The following is an 18,048-nucleotide window of genomic DNA, read 5'->3' as shown; positions in this document are numbered from 1 at the left end:
GGCTGGTAACAGCCGGGTCGGCAATCGACGAAAATGTGGAACGACTAACGTACGATTGTTCCCGAGACCGCTCGCCGGCTCCCCTGGGAGCCGTCCAATCTACTTCGGAGGGGCACAGTGACTCGAGCAACTCGGGTGACACGCGGTGGCGCGCGCACCAACGTCGCTATTCGCGAGGCCGCGGCCAGGCTGTTCTACGAGCACGGCTACGAGGCCACATCACTGCGCACCGTCGCGAGTGAGGTCGGCATCCAGGTCGGCAGCCTCTACAACCACATCAGCGGCAAGGAAGAGCTGCTGACCGACATCATGGTGTCGGTCATAGACGAACTCCTCGAAGCCGTGAACAACGCGCTCGTCAGTGTTGAGGGCGGTGCCGTGGGCCGGTTCAAGGCGGCGGTCGACTGCCACATCCGCTACCACGCGGAGCATGCGCGGGAGACGTTCATCGGAAACACCGAACTTCGCGCCTTGAGCGACGGGGACTTGGACTTGGTCCTTGCCAAACGCGCCGAGTACGAGCGTCTGCTGCAGAAGCTCGTCAAGGACGTGGCCAAGGAGACCGGCGCCGACATCCTCGATGCCAAACTGCAGACGTACTCGATTTTGGCGCAGGGTGCGCACGTGTCGTCCTGGTACAAACCCGGCGGCCCCAAGTCCCTCGACAAGGTCGTCAACACCTACATCACCATGGCACTGCGGCAGCTCGGCGTCGAGAACGCCAGCTGACCTAGCCATATCTCTGTTCGGCCCGCGCCCCGGCACTGCCGGAGCGCGGGCCGCCAACTCTCGCGACGCCAACCCGAGAATCCCCAGACCGTGGCTTGGCGCGCGGTGCGTGGTTGCCGGCTGCGCCAATCGATGACTACCTGCCGCGCGCTCGAGGTGTAGCGCTGCGCGACGCGTCCCGATGGATCGTCGGATGCAACGGTAATGCCTTGGTGAAGAATACTTCCCGCGTTTTCGATGGTCCCCTGACGGCGTGTTGCGAGTGGTCCCTTCCTCATCCGGTGCACATGGTTGACATTTGCTGTCGCTCAGATCACACTCTAATTAAACAAACGCACGTACGTTTGTTGGTCCACTACTCCGCCGACATCGGCAGGGACGTACATCGAGAGATTGGGAAACTCAATGAGCCGTTTGGAGGGCAAGGTCGCCCTGATCACCGGGGCCGCACGTGGCCAGGGGCGGTCGCACGCACTTGGGCTGGCCAAAGAGGGCGCTGACATCATCGCCATCGACATCGCCGACCAGATCGGCAGTGTGCCGTACCCGATGGCGTCGCTCGACGACCTGAAGGAAACGGCGCGACTGGTCGAGGAGCTGGGCCGCCGCGTGGTTATCGCGCAGGCCGACGTGCGCAACCTGAAGCAGATGGAGGCTGCGGTCGCCGACGGCCTCGCCGAGTTCGGCCGTATCGACATCGTCTGTGCCAACGCAGGCATAATCTCGGCAAACAAGGTCCTGGACCTGACCGAAGAGCAGTGGAACGACATGATCGACACCAACTTGACCGGTGTCTTCCACACCGTCAAGGCTGCGGTGCCGAACATGGTCGAGCGGGGCGACGGGGGTTCGGTGATTTTCACCGGATCGACCTCGAGCCTGAACGGTTACCCGAACGTCGGTCACTACGTCACCGCCAAGCATGGCATCGTCGGACTGATGCACACGCTGGCGAATGAACTGGGCCCGAAGGGAATCCGTGTCAACGCAGTCCATCCGACGAACGTCAACACCAAGCTCCTGCAGAACGAGACCTTTTACGGGCTCTTCCGCCCCGACCTCGCGCACCCGACGCTCGAGGATTCCCGCGACGCGTTCGCCACCATGCACTCGCTCCCGAACATCCCATGGGTCGAGCCCATCGACATCACCAACGCCGTGCTCTTCCTGGCCTCGGACGAATCGCGCTACATCACCGGAATCAACCTGCCCATCGATGCCGGCGCAAGTCAGAAGGTCGGCGGCTAGAAACCGTCGGGTTTCGTGGCGAGGCGGTGTAAGCCTGACCGCGAGACCATCCGCTGCCCCTTCACCCGAAACGTTTCCGTCGGGGGTGAAGGGGCAGTGGGCGTTCCTCCGCGTGCCTCTTCGCCTCTGCTCCGTGAAGGCGGCTCATAGGTACTGTTCGCACCTCGGCGACACTCCGGGGGTGCGGGCAGTACTTCGTTCACGCCAGTCCTCGAAGGGCCGCGAACTGCGGGCGCGGTCCTGTCCTGTGCGCTGAAGTCGGTTCGCCCACCGCATGATGGTGCCATCAGTAACGCTGCCGCCGCCGACAAGAGGAAGTTGGATTTCTTACCGATGAGAACTACGACCTGATTCTCGACGCACTGGCTGACGGACCCGTATCTTTCTCGCCTCGCTGTACACCCCTGGTGGCCCGCTTGACGATCGATGCCCGGCACGCGGAGGGTCTGATGCACACAAAGTGCGCAGTCCCGGTAGCTCAGCTAGTCGCCATCGGTAAGACGGCTGCGGTGATGGACCAGAATGCAACTGGTGCAGATGAATTCGTCATACAGTTTCGGAATCCGCAGACGGCAAATTCTTCACTGGACAGGTCCGCGCCGGGCAGCTCGAAGGGCTCTGCGGTGTCGGTGTCCCCGACGTCCATGACAGGTGACTGGGCTTCTTCTCTACTGGCCGCCAGCTGTTCGCGCGACGTGTCCGTCGACTCGCCGGATTCGATGACTCTCGGTGCGTCGTAGTGGGTGGCCCATGACTGTTCTACCTCATGACCTGTTCGGACCCGGTTCGAGGGTCCGGTGGCGCGATACACTCCCGGGATCGGGTCGCGAGGCGCGAACGGCGGGTGTGGCGGGCGCGCTCGTTTTCGGACATGCCACCCCAGATGCCGTAAGCCTCGGTGGTGGTGAGGGCGTGGGCGCGGCATTCGGCGAGCACGCGGCAGTCCTGGCAGATCTGTTTGGCGGCGTGCTCCCGCTGGGCGCGGCCGCGGCCGCGTTCACCGTCGGGGGAGAAGAACCTCTCGGTGTCGATGCCGCGGCAGGAGGCGCGATGCTGCCAGCCCAGGTTGATCTGGTGGTGCGGATGCTCAGGCACTGCGGGATAGGTCGCTTTCGGAGTCGAACGTTGACATGCTCCGCCGGCCGGAGTGGGGCACGCAAGGGTGCGGCTGGCGGGCCTGGGTCGGTCGCCGACGTTCGTGCACGGAAATTCGATGTGGGCATGGGTGGCGGTGGATCACAGCGAAGCTCTCGTCGGACTGCATCCATCGGTGGGAACGGGAGGCACCGGATCCCGGGCCCTCGTCGTGAGGGCCCGGGATTTCGTGCTGAAGGCGAATGGTGAGGACTCGCGGCGTCAGAGCGCCATTCCACCATCCACCGGAAGAACGACGCCGGTCGTCCAGTCGTCCTCGAGTGCGAACCGTGCGATCCACCGGGCGGTGTCGACGGGATCGCCGACCCTGTGCAGTGGAATCGCCTCAGCCCGCTCGCGGAGTAGCGTCGACTCTTGTTCCGCGCTCATTCCGGCGGTCCGGTAGATCGCGGTCGGCGTCGGTCCGGGAGCGACGGAGTTGACCCGAACCCCCTCAGGTCCCAACTCGAGGGCCCAGCACCGGGTCAGGTGCGCGACCGCCGCCTTCGACGCCGCGTAGTGCGCGTTACTGGCGGTCGGCTTGAGGGCAACCGAGCTGGCCACGTTCACGATGGACCCCCGGCTGCTCTTGAGCGCCGGGAGCAACGCCTGCGTGACCACCGTCGTCCCGAGCACGTTCACCTCGAACAGCGCCCGCACCGACTCGGCACTGACGTCGGCTAGCGGGCCGACCAAAAAAGCGCCTGCGCAGTTGACCACGAAATCAATGCGGCCCCACTGCTTCAACGCCGCCGATGCTGCGGATGCGACCTCCGCCGCATCGGTGACATCGACGGTACGGGCAGAGACATCCTCACGCCCGGCAAGATCTGCCAACGCGTCGTCGCTACGGTCCCACGCGTCGACGCGGGCGCCGTGGTCGGCCAGCACCTCGAGGCAGGCGCGGCCGATCCCGGTGCCCGCACCGGTGACGACTCCGACGAGGCCTTCCCCTCGCGGTGCGAGCACCGGCCTGCTCATACCGGGGTGACGCCGTTGCGGCGGGCGGGTGCGGTGCGGTCCCGCTTGCGGTAGAGCGCCAGGCGCTGGGTGAGTTCGTTGCGCAGCTCGTTCGCGGGCACGACCGCTTCGACGGCGTTCTCGTTGGCGATCTTGAACACGTCGATGCCGGCGGCGTACTCGGCCTGCTTTTCGGCGATGAACGCCGCGCGCTCCTCGGGATCCTCGATGGCCTGGATGCGGTTGTAGTGGATGCCGTTGACGGCGGCGTCGGGGCCCATCAGGGCTGGCTTGGCGGTCGGCAGCGCGATCAGGGCGTCCGGCTGCATCGGGGCACCGGACATCGCGAGGTATCCGCCGCCGTACGCCTTGCGCAGCAGCACCGTGATGCGGGGAACGCGGGCCTCGGAGACGGCGAAGATCATCTTCGCGCCGTGCCGGATGATGCCCTGACGTTCGACCTCGGAGCCGATCATGTAGCCGGCGATGTCGACGAGGAACAGGATCGGGATGTTGTAGGCGTTGCAGATCCAGATGAACCGGGCGGCCTTGTCGGAGGAGTCGGGGAAGATCACCCCGCCCTTGACGGTGGGCTGGTTGGCGACGATGCCGACGCTCTGTCCGTTCAGGCGCGCGAACCCGGTGACCAGTTCCTGGGCGAAGAGGTCCTTGTAGGGGAAGAAGCTGTTGTCGTCGACGAGGGAGTCGATCAGCTCGTGGATGTCGAAGATCTCGGACTCGACCTCGGGGACGATCTCCTTGATGGTCCGGGCACCGGACGGGTCCGCCGGTGCGGTGACCGGGGGCTCCTGCTGCCAGTTCGACGGCAGGAACGACAGCCACACTCGCACGGCGGCAATGGCTTCCGCGTCGTCTTCGACGAGGACGTCGGACAGACCGGAGACGGTCGAGTGCATCTCCGCCCCACCCATTTCCTCGAGGGTGACATCCTCACCGGTCACCATCTGCGCCAGGCGCGGCGAACCGAGGTAAGCGGTGGCGTGACCGCGGACCATGATCGTCAGATCGCACAGCGCGGGCACGTAGGCGGAGCCGGCAGGGGAGGGGCCGAAGAGGGCGCAGACCTGGGGGACGCGGCCGGAGATCTGGACCTGGTTGTAGAAGATGTTGCCCCAGGCGCGGCGACCGACGAAGCTCTCGAACTGCTCGTCGATGCGGGCGCCGGCGGAGTCGAAGAGGTACACGATCGGGGTGCCGGTGGAGTCGGCGAGTTCCTGGGCGCGAACGATCTTCTCGAAGGTGCGCTTGCCCCAGGTGCCGGCCTTGACGGTGTAGTCGTTGGCGATGACGACGATGTCGCGGCCGTCGACCTTGCCGACCGCGGTGACGACGGCGTCGCCGGGCAGGCCCTCGTCGTAGCGGGCGAGTAGGCCGTCCTCGAAGGACCAGCTGCTGTCGAAGAGCAGCTCGAGCCGGTCGCGCACGAGCATCTTGCCTGCGTCGATCTGCTTCTGGCGCTGCTTCTCCGAGCCGCCGAGCCGGGCGGCGGCGAGGCGGATGTCGAGTTCTTCGTGCGGTCCCACCGGGGCTGCGGTGGTCTTCTCGTCGAGAATGTCAGTCATGATCGTTCCAAACTTTTTGGGAGGTAGTGGTTTTCGGTTGTAGCGGTGTGGGACGCTACTTGTAACTGAACAGCAGGGAGGCGCCGCCGTCGATCACGGTGGTGGTGCCGTTGACCCCGCGTGAGGTGCAGCCGGCGAGGAATCCGATGACCGCGGCGACGTCGTCGGGGTCGAGGATGCGCCCGGTCGGGGTCTTGGCCGCCATCCGCTCTGCCGCGGGGCGGTCGAGCATGGGTGTGACCATCGCGCCGGGGGCGACGGCGTTCACGGTGACCGCGGTGCCCCAGAAGTCGAACATCAGGGAGCTGGTCAGGTTGATCAGTGCGGCCTTGGAGGCGGCGTAGGCGGGATACTCGTAGCCGCGGGTGCCGGCGAAGGAGGCGCAGTTGATCACTCGCCCGTACTCGGCGGCCTTCAGATCGTCCGCGAAGGCCTGGGTGAGCAGGAACGGGGCGGTGACGTTGACATCCATGACCTGCCGCCAGGAGTCGGCGGTGGTGTCGGCGAGATGGGTGCGGCGCAGGATGCCGGCTATGTTGACCAGATGGGAAACCTGGCCGAGGTCGGCGTGCACCGCGTCGACTAGCGAGCTGGCCGCCGATTCGGAGGTGATGTCCACGCCGTAGGCGGCGCTGGTGACCCCGTTGTTGCCGAGTTCGGTGGCGGTGCGCTTGGCCGCAACTTTGTCGATGTCGACGCAGGCCACCGCCAGGCCGAGTTCGCCGAGCACCGTGGCGGTGACGGCTCCGAGTCCGCCTCCGGCGCCGGTGACGACCGCGACCGGCGGCCCTGCGGGTGTGGTCATCTCACTCACCTGCCGCCACAACGGTGGCCAGGGATGCTCCGGCCGCGACGACCTGCCCGACCTCGACGTGCAAGGACTCGACGACACCGGTAACGGCGGCGCGGATCGGGTTCTGCATCTTCATCGCCTCCAGCACCATCAGCACCTGGCCCGCCTCGACCTGGGCGCCGACCTCGACGTCGATCTGCGCGACCGTGCCCTGCATCGGGCTCTTGGCCTCACCGCTCGCCGCGGCGCCGCCGCCCCGTTTCTTCCGTGGGCCGCCGGTCGCGGTGCGGCGCGCCTGCGGCTCGGCGACGGGCGCGGCAGCGGCCGGACCGGCGGGGGTGAAGAACGGGATGACGTAGCGGCGGTCACCGACCCACACCTCGTTGCGGGGCAGCATCTCCTCGGTGTCCTCGGCATCGGTGTCGGACAGGCCCTCGACCGGCGGCAGCAGCGAGGCGAAGTCGATGTCGCGCTCGAGCCAGTTGGTGTGCATGGCGACATTGCGGAAGTCCTTGTGCGCAATGATTTGTCGTGCGGCCGGGACGGTGGTCGGTACGCCGTCGATGATCAGCTCGTCGAGGGCGAGGGTCAACCGGTCCAGGGCCCGGTCCCGGGTGGGTGCCCACGCGATGAGCTTGCCGACCAGGCTGTCGTAGTACGGCTGGACCTCGTCGCCGGATTCGTAGCCGCCGTCCCACCGGACTCCGGCGCGAGTGGGTGCCTGCACGGTGGCGATCGGGCCGGGGCTGGGCATGAACAGGGCGCCGCGGGTGTCCTCGGCGTTGACGCGGACCTCGATCGCGTGCCCGCGCGGGGCGGCACCGGACTCGGTGATCGACAGCGGCTCGCCGGCAGCGACAGCGAGTTGCTCGGCGACCAGATCGAGGCCGAGGGTCATCTCGGTGACCGGGTGCTCGACCTGGATGCGGGTGTTCATCTCCAGGAAGTAGTAGCGGTCCTGGTCGGCCTCGACAAGGAACTCGACGGTGCCGGCACCGACATATCCGACCTTCTTGGCCAGGCGGACCGACGCCTCGCCCATCGCGCGGCGCAGGTCGTCGGACAGGCCGGGGGCGGGCGCTTCCTCGATCAGCTTCTGGTGTCGGCGCTGGACCGAGCAGTCGCGGTCGCCGATCCATACCGCATTGCCGTGGGTGTCGGCGAAGACCTGGACCTCGACGTGGCGGGCGCTGGACAGGTATCGCTCGAGGTAAACGTCGTCACGACCGAACGCGGCGGCGGATTCCTGTTTGGCGGAGGCGAACGCGGATTCGGCGTCCGCGGCCGAGGCGACTGTCCGCATGCCGCGGCCGCCACCGCCGTAGGTGGCCTTGATCGCCACCGGGTAGCCGTACTCGTCACCGAACGCGATCACGTCCGCAGGGGAGGCGATGGTGCTCTGCGAGCCGGGGACCTGCGGGACGTCGGCCTCCGCGGCGATCTCGCGGGCGGCGATCTTCGATCCCATTACTTCGATCGCCGAGGAAGGGGGCCCGATGAAGATCAACCCGGCGTCCTCGACGGCCTTGGCGAACGCGGCGTTTTCCGCCAGGAAGCCGTAGCCGGGGTGCACGGCCTGTGCGCCGGTGCTCCCGGCGGCCTCGATGATCTTGTCTATCGCCAGGTACGACTCGGAGGCCGAGGCCGCGCCGAGCAGGACCGCTTCGTCGGCAAGGCGCACGTGGAGCGCCTTTTCGTCGGCCTCCGAGTACACGGCGACGCTGGCTACACCGGCCTCTGCACACGTGCGAATGATGCGGACCGCGATTTCGCCGCGGTTGGCGACGAGGACCTTGGACAACATGCCCGGACTCCTTGGGGTTTCGAATACCTGTGCCGATGAGCGCCCCGGTGTGGGGTCGCCTTCGTAAGACCATGCCACTTAGACAAACAATCGTACGTTCGCTTACGGTACCGTCCGATGTGGTAATGGTCAACGATGGTTCCCGCCTTGCCCGTGGGGCGGGGTCGACGACAGAGAGGGCGCGGACGGTGATTGCTTCTGCCGAACAACTCGAGTTGCTGGTCGACGCTCTGCGATTGACACACGCCGGGGACAACCGGTTCCACGGACCGACCGCGGCGCGCAAACTTCCCCGGCTCTTCGGCGGACAGGTTCTCGCCCAGGCCGTGATGGCGGCCGGTGCGACCGTGCCCGCCGATCGGTATCCGCATTCGCTGCATACGCTGTTCCTGCGGGGAGGGAACCCGGCGGCGCCCGTCACCTACGAGGTGACGATCCTGCGCGACGGCCGCTCCTACAGCGCCCGAGCCGTAACCGCCACCCAGGGCGACGACGTGCTGGCGACCCTGCAGCTTTCGTTCGCCACCGATCAGAGCGGCCCCGAGCACGAATGGTCCCCGCCGCTGACCGAGACGGCACCGGACGAACTGTTGCCGCTGCACGAGCGGCTCGAGGGCGAGAGTGCGATGCTGCCGGAGTGGTGGTCGCAACCACACCCCTTCGACTTCCGCTTTCTCGAGCACCCAGAAGCGCTTGCCGCGGCCGGAACCCGGATTCCCGAGCAGCGGTTCTGGGTGCGCGCGGCCACCAGTGTCCCGGACGAGCCGCTGTTGCACACCGCGCTGCTGGCGTATGTCAGCGACCTGACGCTGCTCGATCCCGCGCTGATGCCGCACGGGCGCTCCTGGTACGGCAACCGGGTAATCGCCGGTGCCAGCATCGACCACGCGATGTGGTTTCACCGCCGGTTCTCGATGAACGACTGGATGCTGTGTCGACAGATCAGCCCGATCGCCACCGGCGGCCGATGCCTGTGCACATGCGACTTCACCACCGAGGCGGGTGCGCGCATCGCAACGGCCTCCCAGGAAGGCATCCTGCGCGAACCCTGACCTCGACGAACGTCCGTCAGACCGGCACGATCTCCGACTCGGATGCGAGGAACCAGGTGATGTCCCCGATGAACTCTTCCTCGTGCTCGCGCACCGCATCCGCCTCCGGCGAGGAGAACGCCTGGGCCACCGCAGCGACCGACGGAAACCACAGCTCCGCCATCCCGTCGTACGCCCACTCCGTGCGATGCTCGATCGCCGGGTTCTGCACGTAGCGCTCGAGTTCCGGGAGCTTCCAGACGTACTGGGGGTGCTCGACGTTCCAGTACCGGAGGAATTCGTCGCGAGAAAGCTCGGATTTCGACGTGATCAGCGCAACGATCTTGACGGACATACATTTCTCCTTCTGTCGGTCGGCCGCCGGTAGAAATTCGGCGACCAGTCGGGAATGCACAGCGGCGCTCGACCGGAGATGACAGCTTCCGGTCGAACGCCGCCGTGAGGGGATCAGTGTGAGAGGGTCTTCGTCGTGTCCAGACCTGCCCCGGTCAGGGCACGCACTTGAAGTTCGTCGAAGGCAGCGTCATTTGCCGGCTCGCGACTGAGGTAGCTGCCCACGATGCATCCGAGGAATCCTGCGGGCACCGACAGCAGGATCGGGAAGGCCAGCGGGAACGGAGCGGTGGTCGACAACGAATCCGACAGCAGCGGAGCCAGACTCGGCCACACCAGCGGACCGGTCAAAATCAGCGCCAGAGCCGTCAGCAGACCCGACAGCGCCCCGACTACGGCCCCGAGGGTACGCATCCGCCGCCAGAGCAGCGTCATGATCAGGACGGGGAAGTTCGCGCTGGCCGCGGTCGACGTCGCCAGCGTGGCCAGGAAGGTCACGTTCTGGGTGCCGCCGATGGTGAGGGTGACACCGACGGTGACGATCACCAACGCCACTGCCGCGATCCGGCCGACCGTCATTTCCTCGGTTTCGGGACGGTGGAACGTCTTGGCCCACAGGTCGTGGGCGATCGTGCTCGACGCGCTGAGCACCAGGCCGGCCGACACCGCCAGCAGCGTGGCGATCGAGACCGCGACCACCAGCGCCAGCAGCAGGTCGGACGCGAAGCCGTCTCCACCGCCGAGCCAGACGGTCAAGGCGGGTAGGGCGAGATTGCCGCCCTTGCCGGCGATTTCCTCCCCGCCGGCGCCGAGGGCGGCGCGTGCGGAGATGCCGAGGAACGCGATGAGGACGTTGAATCCGCCGATCAGGCTGATCGCCCAGATCGCGGACTTGCGGGCCTCGATGGCGTCGGGGACGGTGAAGAATCGCATCAGCACGTGCGGCAGGCCGACCGCGGACAACGTCACGGCCACTGCCATGGACATGATGTTCCAGGGTCCCTTGAAGGAGTTGCCGGTGGCCAGGTAGTGGTCGCCGAATTTACTCTGGGAGATCGCCTGCTCGATGATGTTGAGCGGGTTGGGATCGATCCGAATGAGAACCAGGATCACCAGCAGTGCGACGACGCTCATCAGGGCGACGGCCTTGATGATCTGCAGCCACGTCGTGGCGAGCATGCCGCCGAAGAGCACATAGGTCAGCATCAGGACCGCGGCGATCACCACGCCCCAGGAAAAGTCGATCCCGGCCAGTGCCTCCATCAGCACGCCGCCGGCAACCATCTGGGCGAGGAGGTAGAAAACGCAGATGAACAGCGTCGAGATCGCCGAGACGATGCGGACCGGACCGGACCGCAGTCGGGTGGCGAGCGCGTCGGCGAACGTGAAACGCCCTAGATTACGCAGCTTTTCGGCGATCAGGAACATCACCATCAGGAAGATCCCGCACGCGAAGATCGCGTAGACGATGCCGTCCATGCCGTAGAGGTAGGCCAGCCCGGCATAACCCAGCAGGGAGGCCGAGGACAGGAAGTCGCCGGCGATGGCGGTGCCGTTCTTGCGTCCGGTCATACCGCCGCCGGCCGTCCAGAACTCCGCCGACGTCTTCGTGCGGCGCGAGGCGAAGTAGGTCGCCACGAAGGTCGTGCCCAGCAGCAGGATCGTGACGACGACGGCGGTGGTGTTGAATCCGTCAGACATTGCCCGCGACCTCTCGCTCCCGGGTGGCGGGCACGCTCAGCACGGCCGCGGCCAGTACATCCCAGTGGCGTGCGCGCCTCACATACCAGGCGCCGAGGCTCATCACGGTCGCGACGTAGGTGAGGGACAGGATCAACCCGATGCTCAGCCCCGGTACGGGACGTTTCGCGATGATCTCCGGGGCGAAGGCGGCGAAGCCGACGAGCGCGCAGAATGCCACCGTGAAAACGCTCCAGGCAACGGTGAAGAAACTGCGGCGGTCACGTCGTAGGCGGAGCATCGACGGATCCGACCAGAGCCGACTCCAGTCGACAGCGGTCTCGGTGGGAGGCATGGTCACCCTTTCTCGTGGTCGGTGCCGTCTTTCGCGCGTATACCGCGAGTTCACGACGAGTGAGGGCGGGGCCGGGTCGCGTGTGGGATCGAACGGCCCGCACGCCCTCTGTAATGGGCATCACACACGTTATACGAACGGGTGTTTGTTTGTCTAGGCAGGAAAATGAACCTTTCGATGTCTTGGAAAAACGTGCGCTCGTTTGTATTGTGAGTGAGTGACCAGGTCACAGCACGGTGGCGGCCGCACCTTGCGCCCCGAGGGTGCCGTCACCCCGAGCCGGAGGAGTCTCATGATCGGAAGCGGCACCCTGCCGGACACCACAGAGCAAGCGGATCTGCGCGAGATGGTGCGTGAGATCATCGAACGGTATGCACCTCCGCAGCGGGTCAGGGAGCTCGACGACGCCAACGCCTTCGACCTCGAGCTGTACCGTGCCCTCGGAGATGCCGGGCTGATCGGACTCGATGCCCAGGCCGACGGCACGACCGGCGCCGACCCTCGACTTCAGATCATCGTCCTCGAAGAGCTCGCCGCCGGCCCAACCTCGATGGCGGTGTGCCTGGTCGTGCAGTACATGGGCGTCGGCCTGTTCACTGAGTACGGCACCGACCAGCAACGCAGCACCGTCCTGGCCCCCCTCCTCGACGGCCGCGAGCGAGTGGCCTTCGCGCTGACCGAACCCGACGGCGGCACCGACGTCGCCCGCGTCATGCGCACCCGGGCGAAGCAGACCGACGACGGCCGGTGGATCCTCAACGGCGCCAAAACCTGGATCTCCGGTCCGCAGCACGCGAGAAACCTCATCGTCCTGGCCCGAACCTCGACGCCCGAGTCCTCTCCGATCGACGGCATCAGCATGTTCGTGGTCCCCACCGAGACCGCGGGCATCACCGTGAAAGAACTCGACACCTTCGCCATCCACAGCCTCGACACCTGCGAGATCACCTTCGACAACGTCGAGGTGGATGCCGCCGCCGTCCTGGGGCACGTCGACCAGGGGTTCCGGCAGGTGCTGGGCACCCTCAACGGGGAACGACTCAACGCTGCCGCCGCCGCACTCGGGATCGCCCGCGGCGCTCTGGAAGCCGCCGTCGACTACGGCCAACAGCGGCAGGTATTCGGGCGCCCGGTCGGCAGCTTCCAGGCCGGCCAGCACCGCCTCGTCGACGGCGCCATCGCGATCGAGGCGGCCCGCGCCCTGATGCTCCAGGCCGCCGAGGCCACCGCCACCGGCAAACGCGCAGACATCCTCAGCGCCATGGCCAAGGTCGCCGCCTCCGATGCGGCAGTCGCCGTCACCGACGCAGGCATGCGCCTGATGGGCGGATCCGGGTTCAGCAAGGAGTACCCCATGGAGCGGCTGTTCCGGGACGCCCGCCTCTACACCTTCGCCCCACTGACCAACGAGATGCTCCGCAACCACATCGGTGAGAAGCATCTGGGGCTGCCGCGGTCGTTCTGACCGGCGCACCCACACCGCAACCAGAAAGGCACACCGCCATGCCCACAATCACCCCCTTCGCCGACGAGCTGAACGCGCTGCCGCCCCTGGCCTCGCGCTACGTCGACGTCGACGCCCTGCCCTGGCGACCCTCCGGGTACGAGGGCATCGAGATCAAGGTGCTGCTCAAGGACGAGGAGAGCGGCTTGCTCACCGCCCTGTTCCGGTGGCAGCCCGGCTCCGTCCTGCCGCTGCACGAGCACGTCCGGATCGAACAGACCTGGGTGCTCGAAGGCAGCATCGTCGACGAGGAAGGCGAGACCACCGTCGGGAACTTCTCCTGGCGACCGCAGGGTAACCAGCACCGGGCCTCCGCGCCGAACGGTGCCCTGGTGCTGTGCTTCTTCTTGACCCCCAACAGGTTCCTCGAGGGCCCGAACGCCGGCTCCACGCTCGAATAACCGCCACCAATCCAGACCCGAGGAGTTTCGCGTTGCCTCAACCCACCATTCATCGCACACGGCTGTTCTCACCGCTGACCCTGCGCGGTGTGACCTTCCGGAACCGCCTCTGGGTGGCGCCGATGTGCCAGTTCTCCGCCGCCGACGGCATACCCGACGACTGGCACCTGGTGCACCTCGGCTCGTTCGCCAAGGGACAAGCCGGACTGGTACTCACCGAGGCAACCGGGGTCAGCCCGGAAGGCCGGATCAGCCGCAAATGCACCGGGTTGTGGAACGACACGCAACTCGAGGCCTTTTCCCGCATCAACCGATTCGTCACCGAGCACGGATCGATCCCCGGAATCCAACTTGCCCACGCCGGCCGCAAAGCCTCCGCACAGGTTCCGTGGGAGGGTGACGGCACCGTCCCGATCAGGGAAGGCGGCTGGGAGACGGTCGGCCCGTCGGCGACGGCTTGGGGGGACCAGACCGTGCCGCGCGAAATGACCCTGGCCGACATCGGGAAGGTGGTCACCGACTTCGCAGACGCCGCTGCCCGTGCCTTGGCCGCAGGATTCCGGGTGGTCGAGATCCACGCCGCACACGGCTACCTGCTCCACCAGTTCCTGTCCCCGATCACCAACCGGCGCACCGACGAATACGGCGGCGACCCCGACCGCCGCGCCCGTCTGCTGCGGGAGATCGTGACCGCGGTCCGCACGGTCTGGCCGGAGGAGCTGCCGCTGTTGCTGCGGATCTCCGCCACCGACTGGACCGAGGGCGGCTGGGACGTCGACGACAGCGTCGCACTCATCCGCTCGCTCGAGGGTTCCGGCATCGACCTCGTCGACGTCTCCAGCGGCGGCCTGACCCCGGAGCAGAGGATCACCGTCGGACCCGGATACCAAGTGCCGTTCGCCCGCCGGATTCGCAACGAAACATCCCTGCCGGTCGCGGCCGTCGGGCTGATCACCGACTCCTCCCAGGCCGAGCAAGTCCTCGTCGACGGAGCCGCCGACGCTGTTTTCGTCGGACGGAACCTGCTGCGCGAGCCTATGTGGCCGCTCAAGGCGGCAAAGGAACTCGGCGTCGAGGACACGCTCGACTGGCCGACTCCGTACCGGTCGGCCCGCTACCGCGGCAACATCCCCTGATCTTCTGGTGGGCGCGATCGTTGACATGGATGGGTGCCCACCCGGTACCGTAAGAAAACAATCGTTCGTATGTGGTAAGCGTGCCGGGTCCAGAGACTTCCTCGCGCGCCGGGCGGCATCCACGGCCGCATCATCGCCGCCAGCGTTCGTGTGTTCGCCGAGCAGCTCTACCTGAAGGAGAAAAGATGTCCGAGACCAGCCCGAGCCGTCATCAACTGTTGATCGACGGAAAGTGGGTGGATCCGGTCGAAGGCGGCACTGTCGATGTCTTCAACCCGTCGACCGGAGAAAAGCTCGCCGAGATCGCCGCAGGCGGCCCGCGCGATGTCGAACTGGCGGTGCAGGCCGCACGCCGTGCATTCGACAACGGCCCATGGCGGCGGATGCCGGCCGAGGCCCGCGCCCGGATCCTGCACCGCTTCGCGGACCTCGTCGAGGCCAACGCGGACGAGATCGCCCTCATCGACACGCAGGACTGCGGAAAGCCTTTCGCGTTCATCCGCGACATCGACCTGCCGAACATGGCCGACCTGCTGCGCTACATGGCGGGGTGGACCACCAAGCTCGAGGGACGCACGATCCCGCTGTCGCGGCAGAACCCCGGAGATTTCTTCTCCTACACCCGGCGGCAGCCGGTCGGCGTCGTTGCCCAGATCATCCCCTGGAACGGCGCCGCACTCGCCGCGGTCTGGAAGCTGGCCCCGGCGCTGGCCGCCGGATGCACCGTGGTGCTCAAACCGGCCGAACTCGCCTCCCTGGCCCCGCTGCGCCTGGCGGAGTTGGCCGTCGAAGCCGGTGTGCCCGACGGAGTGGTCAACGTGATCACTGGAACGGGCGCGGACGCCGGAGCTCCATTGGCCGGCCACCCGCAGGTCGACAAGGTCGCGTTCACCGGCTCGGTCGAGACCGGCAAGAGGATCGTCGTCGCAGCGGCATCGAATCTGAGCAAGCTGACTCTCGAACTCGGCGGCAAATCCCCCAATGTCATCTACGACGACGCCGACCTCGACCTCGCCGTCGACGGAGTGCTCGGCGCCGTCCTCTATGCCCAGGGTGAGGCCTGCACGGCCGGGTCGCGGCTGTATGTGCAGCGCAACGTCTACGACGAGGTTCAGACCCGTATCGCCGCCAAGGTGCCGGAGATCAAGATCGGCCCCAGCGCCGAGCGCGGTGTCCTGGTCGGCCCGATGATCTCCGACCAGCACCGTTCCAAGGTCAAGACCTTCGTCGAGGGCGCACTCAGTGACGGAGCCGAGATCATCGCCGGTGGTGCCCAGACCCGCGAGCCCGGTTACTACCTCGAGCCGACCGTGCTCGGCGGGGTCGACGACGACATGACCATCGCCCGGGAAGAGATCTTCGGCCCGGTGGTTTCGCTTATGCCGTTCGACGACGAAGCCGAGGTACTGCGCCGCGCGAACGACACCACCTACGGTCTGGCGGCCGGAGTGTGGACGAGCAACGTCGGTCGCGCCCACCGCTTCGCCGAGGCGGTCAACGCCGGTGCGGTCTGGGTCAACTGCTACAACGTCTTCGACGCCGCGCTGCCGTTCGGCGGATTCAAGCAGTCCGGCTGGGGCAAGGAAATGGGCGGCGAAGCCCTCGACGGCTACCTGCAGAGCAAGGCGGTCACCGTCTCGCTCGCCTGACACCGTTCGAAGCCCCCGCAAACGCCCGGCTGGTGCATCAGCCGGGCGTTTGCACGTTCTGTGGCCGAATCCGGTTCGTTCCCACCGCCCGAACGCCGTGGGCCGGTCCGGTACGCAAGCCTCGTTGTGATCGTTGACACGACAACCGAGACAGCTCTAACATACGTACGTTCGTTTGAAGGTTGTCGGTTCCATCCCAAGCCACCGCATGCCGGCCGTTCCGAGTGCGATTCACGGTCGAATCCACCACGTGCCGTGTGCACTTCAGTCCACCCCACCCATCCCGACGGCGCCTCCTGCCTTGTCGGCGGAGAATCCAGATACCAGGAGCCACGTCATGACAACATCGACGCTCACCGGCGCGCGTGTGACCTACACGCGTGCGCCCCTCTACAGTTGGTGGGTCCTGCTCGTCAGCCTGCTGTGTTTCATGTGCTGCTTCATCGGTCTGAACACCGTCGCCGTGTTCGGCACGGTCATCCAGGACGACTGGGGGATCAACGCCACCCAACTGTCCTTGCTCACCACTGCGTCGATGCTCACGTTCTGCGTGGTTCCGGTTTTCGCCGGCAAGTGGGCCGCCCGTATCGGGGTGAAGAAGATCGTCGTCATCGGCCTGCTCTGCAATGTCGTTTCGGGGCTGTTGATTCCGGTCGTCGGTGAGTCCTACGCCGGCATGCTCGTGCTACGTCTGCTCCTGGGCTGCTGCGGCGGCGTGATGAATGCGTCCCTGGCCACCCACGCATCCTTATGGTTTCCCAAGAATCGGCGCGGTTTCGCGACCGGCCTGCTGATGGGGTTCCTCGGCGTAGGCTTCTCCATCACCTCGTTCGCCGGACCGTTGATGACCGACAGCGGCATGTCGTGGGAGATCGCCTCGATGTGGCTGACCGTTTTCCCGAGCATCGCCTGCGGGGTGTTGTTCGTGCTGACCGTCAAGGACTTCCACAAGTCCCACCCCGGTGTGCCCTCGATGGACGCCTTGGTCGCCGACCCCGTCGGACTCCGGCGCCCGCACTCGACCCGTTTCGACGCGCTCCCCAAACCGGGATCACTCGCCGAGGCGCTGCGCAGCTCCCGTGTGTGGTGGTCCTCGCTGTACGGTGCGGGCACGGCGATCACCCTCTACAGGCTCTCCTACGCCCTGCCCTTGTTCCTCGAACAAGACCGCGGCATGACGCTGCTCGAGGCCTCGGCGATCATCGGCGTCACCTTCATGTTCAAACTCGTCGCCGCCCCCATCGGCGGGCTGATGTCGGACCGGCTTTCCGCGGCGAGCGATTCCAGACGAACATGATCGGCGCCGGTCTGGCCGGCATCATGGTGGTCGCCCTGCCCGGGATTCCCGCGAGCACTCTCGGAATCTACCTGTGCATGATGTTCCTGGCAGCCTCGTTGTACGGCGGCACCTACTGGGCGTGGTCGGCGGAACTGTCTCAGCCCCAAGCCAATTACCAGACAAGCGGACTCATCGTCACCGTCAGCAACGTCGGAGCAGTCCTCGCCGCGCCGATGCTCGGATTGATCATCGACGCCACCGGCAGCGCCACCTACGCCATGATCACCATCGGAGTCCTCGGCCTGCTGAGCGTGGAGTGCGCCCGCCGCTCACGATTGTGAGCCGCACTCCTTCCACCCCCTGATCGCCGACCCGTGAGACCGCATACCAGCCGTTGCGTCATCCTCG

17 protein-coding genes and 1 pseudogene are annotated in these 18,048 nt (G+C 66.4%); 9 read left to right on the top strand and 9 right to left on the bottom strand.

Features of this window, described 5'->3' with window-relative positions; translation table 11 throughout:
• Positions 1-117: 117 nt before the first annotated feature.
• Entirely contained in the window at positions 118-729 is a 612-nt protein-coding gene (locus tag ACFWAY_RS19255) for a TetR/AcrR family transcriptional regulator (RefSeq protein ID WP_378511697.1), read from the top strand.
• Between the two features lie 405 nt (positions 730-1,134).
• Positions 1,135-1,977, top strand: a complete 843-nt coding sequence (locus ACFWAY_RS19250) for a mycofactocin-coupled SDR family oxidoreductase (protein WP_378455065.1) — start codon at positions 1,135-1,137, stop codon at positions 1,975-1,977.
• Positions 1,978-2,459: 482 nt separating this feature from the next.
• On the opposite strand, the pseudogene ACFWAY_RS19245 reads toward ACFWAY_RS19250, so the two are convergent.
• The 6 genes and pseudogenes from ACFWAY_RS19245 to ACFWAY_RS19220 all read right to left on the bottom strand — a co-directional run bounded on the left by ACFWAY_RS19245 (position 2,460) and on the right by ACFWAY_RS19220 (position 8,251).
• A pseudogene (locus tag ACFWAY_RS19245) lies at positions 2,460-2,698 on the bottom strand (DUF4193 family protein).
• 38 nt (positions 2,699-2,736) lie between these two features.
• Positions 2,737-3,072, bottom strand: a complete 336-nt coding sequence (locus ACFWAY_RS19240; protein ID WP_378455066.1) for a WhiB family transcriptional regulator — start codon at positions 3,070-3,072, stop codon at positions 2,737-2,739.
• A gap of 261 nt (positions 3,073-3,333) precedes the next feature.
• Positions 3,334-4,092, bottom strand: a complete 759-nt coding sequence (locus ACFWAY_RS19235; RefSeq protein ID WP_378455067.1) for an SDR family NAD(P)-dependent oxidoreductase — start codon at positions 4,090-4,092, stop codon at positions 3,334-3,336.
• The gene (locus tag ACFWAY_RS19230; RefSeq protein ID WP_378455068.1) at positions 4,089-5,654 is read right to left on the bottom strand and encodes an acyl-CoA carboxylase subunit beta; all 1,566 of its coding nucleotides are present in this window, start codon (positions 5,652-5,654) and stop codon (positions 4,089-4,091) included. The genes ACFWAY_RS19235 and ACFWAY_RS19230 overlap by 4 nt, the downstream gene beginning before the upstream one ends.
• Before the next feature lie 55 nt (positions 5,655-5,709).
• On the bottom strand, positions 5,710-6,459 hold the full coding sequence (locus ACFWAY_RS19225) for an SDR family NAD(P)-dependent oxidoreductase (protein WP_378455069.1): 750 nt from the start codon (positions 6,457-6,459) through the stop codon (positions 5,710-5,712).
• A gap of 1 nt (position 6,460) precedes the next feature.
• A complete protein-coding gene (locus tag ACFWAY_RS19220; RefSeq protein ID WP_378511696.1) occupies positions 6,461-8,251 on the bottom strand; it encodes an acetyl/propionyl/methylcrotonyl-CoA carboxylase subunit alpha in 1,791 nt (596 codons plus the stop codon).
• A 188-nt stretch (positions 8,252-8,439) separates the two neighbouring features.
• On the opposite strand from ACFWAY_RS19220, the gene ACFWAY_RS19215 reads away from it, so the two are divergent.
• A complete protein-coding gene (locus ACFWAY_RS19215; protein ID WP_378455071.1) occupies positions 8,440-9,303 on the top strand; it encodes an acyl-CoA thioesterase in 864 nt (287 codons plus the stop codon).
• Between the two features lie 16 nt (positions 9,304-9,319).
• Here the strand turns inward: ACFWAY_RS19215 and ACFWAY_RS19210 are convergent, their stop codons facing one another.
• The 3 genes from ACFWAY_RS19210 to ACFWAY_RS19200 all read right to left on the bottom strand — a co-directional run bounded on the left by ACFWAY_RS19210 (position 9,320) and on the right by ACFWAY_RS19200 (position 11,671).
• Positions 9,320-9,637 (bottom strand): EthD family reductase, encoded by a 318-nt coding sequence (locus tag ACFWAY_RS19210; protein ID WP_378455072.1) that lies wholly within the window; start codon positions 9,635-9,637, stop codon positions 9,320-9,322.
• Positions 9,638-9,750: 113 nt separating this feature from the next.
• On the bottom strand, positions 9,751-11,337 hold the full coding sequence (locus tag ACFWAY_RS19205) for a cation acetate symporter (RefSeq protein WP_378455073.1): 1,587 nt from the start codon (positions 11,335-11,337) through the stop codon (positions 9,751-9,753).
• A complete protein-coding gene (locus ACFWAY_RS19200) occupies positions 11,330-11,671 on the bottom strand; it encodes a DUF485 domain-containing protein (RefSeq protein ID WP_378455074.1) in 342 nt (113 codons plus the stop codon). Before ACFWAY_RS19200 ends, ACFWAY_RS19205 begins: the two co-directional genes overlap by 8 nt.
• A 217-nt stretch (positions 11,672-11,888) precedes the next feature.
• On the opposite strand from ACFWAY_RS19200, the gene ACFWAY_RS19195 reads away from it, so the two are divergent.
• The 6 genes from ACFWAY_RS19195 (at position 11,889) to ACFWAY_RS19170 (ending at position 17,981) form a co-directional block, all read left to right on the top strand.
• Complete coding sequence (locus ACFWAY_RS19195) at positions 11,889-13,136, top strand: acyl-CoA dehydrogenase family protein (RefSeq protein ID WP_378455075.1); 1,248 nt, start codon at positions 11,889-11,891, stop codon at positions 13,134-13,136.
• A gap of 38 nt (positions 13,137-13,174) precedes the next feature.
• Entirely contained in the window at positions 13,175-13,576 is a 402-nt protein-coding gene (locus ACFWAY_RS19190; protein WP_378455076.1) for a cupin domain-containing protein, read from the top strand.
• A 32-nt stretch (positions 13,577-13,608) separates the two neighbouring features.
• Positions 13,609-14,712 carry an NADH:flavin oxidoreductase/NADH oxidase gene (locus ACFWAY_RS19185; protein ID WP_378455077.1) on the top strand — a complete coding sequence of 368 codons (1,104 nt, stop codon included), beginning with the start codon at positions 13,609-13,611 and terminating at the stop codon, positions 14,710-14,712.
• Positions 14,713-14,897: 185 nt separating this feature from the next.
• A complete protein-coding gene (locus ACFWAY_RS19180) occupies positions 14,898-16,361 on the top strand; it encodes an aldehyde dehydrogenase family protein (protein WP_378511695.1) in 1,464 nt (487 codons plus the stop codon).
• 337 nt (positions 16,362-16,698) lie between these two features.
• Positions 16,699-17,658 (top strand): nitrate/nitrite transporter, encoded by a 960-nt coding sequence (locus tag ACFWAY_RS19175; RefSeq protein ID WP_378511694.1) that lies wholly within the window; start codon positions 16,699-16,701, stop codon positions 17,656-17,658.
• Positions 17,655-17,981 (top strand): hypothetical protein, encoded by a 327-nt coding sequence (locus ACFWAY_RS19170; protein ID WP_378511693.1) that lies wholly within the window; start codon positions 17,655-17,657, stop codon positions 17,979-17,981. The genes ACFWAY_RS19175 and ACFWAY_RS19170 overlap by 4 nt, the downstream gene beginning before the upstream one ends.
• The last annotated feature ends 67 nt before the right edge of the window (positions 17,982-18,048 follow it).

This window comes from Rhodococcus sp. NPDC059968 (genome assembly GCF_042738615.1).
Classification (GTDB): Bacteria; Actinomycetota; Actinomycetes; order Mycobacteriales; family Mycobacteriaceae; genus Rhodococcus_F.
Note: the sequence above shows the minus strand (reverse complement) of the source record. Positions and strands in the feature narration are given on the sequence as shown.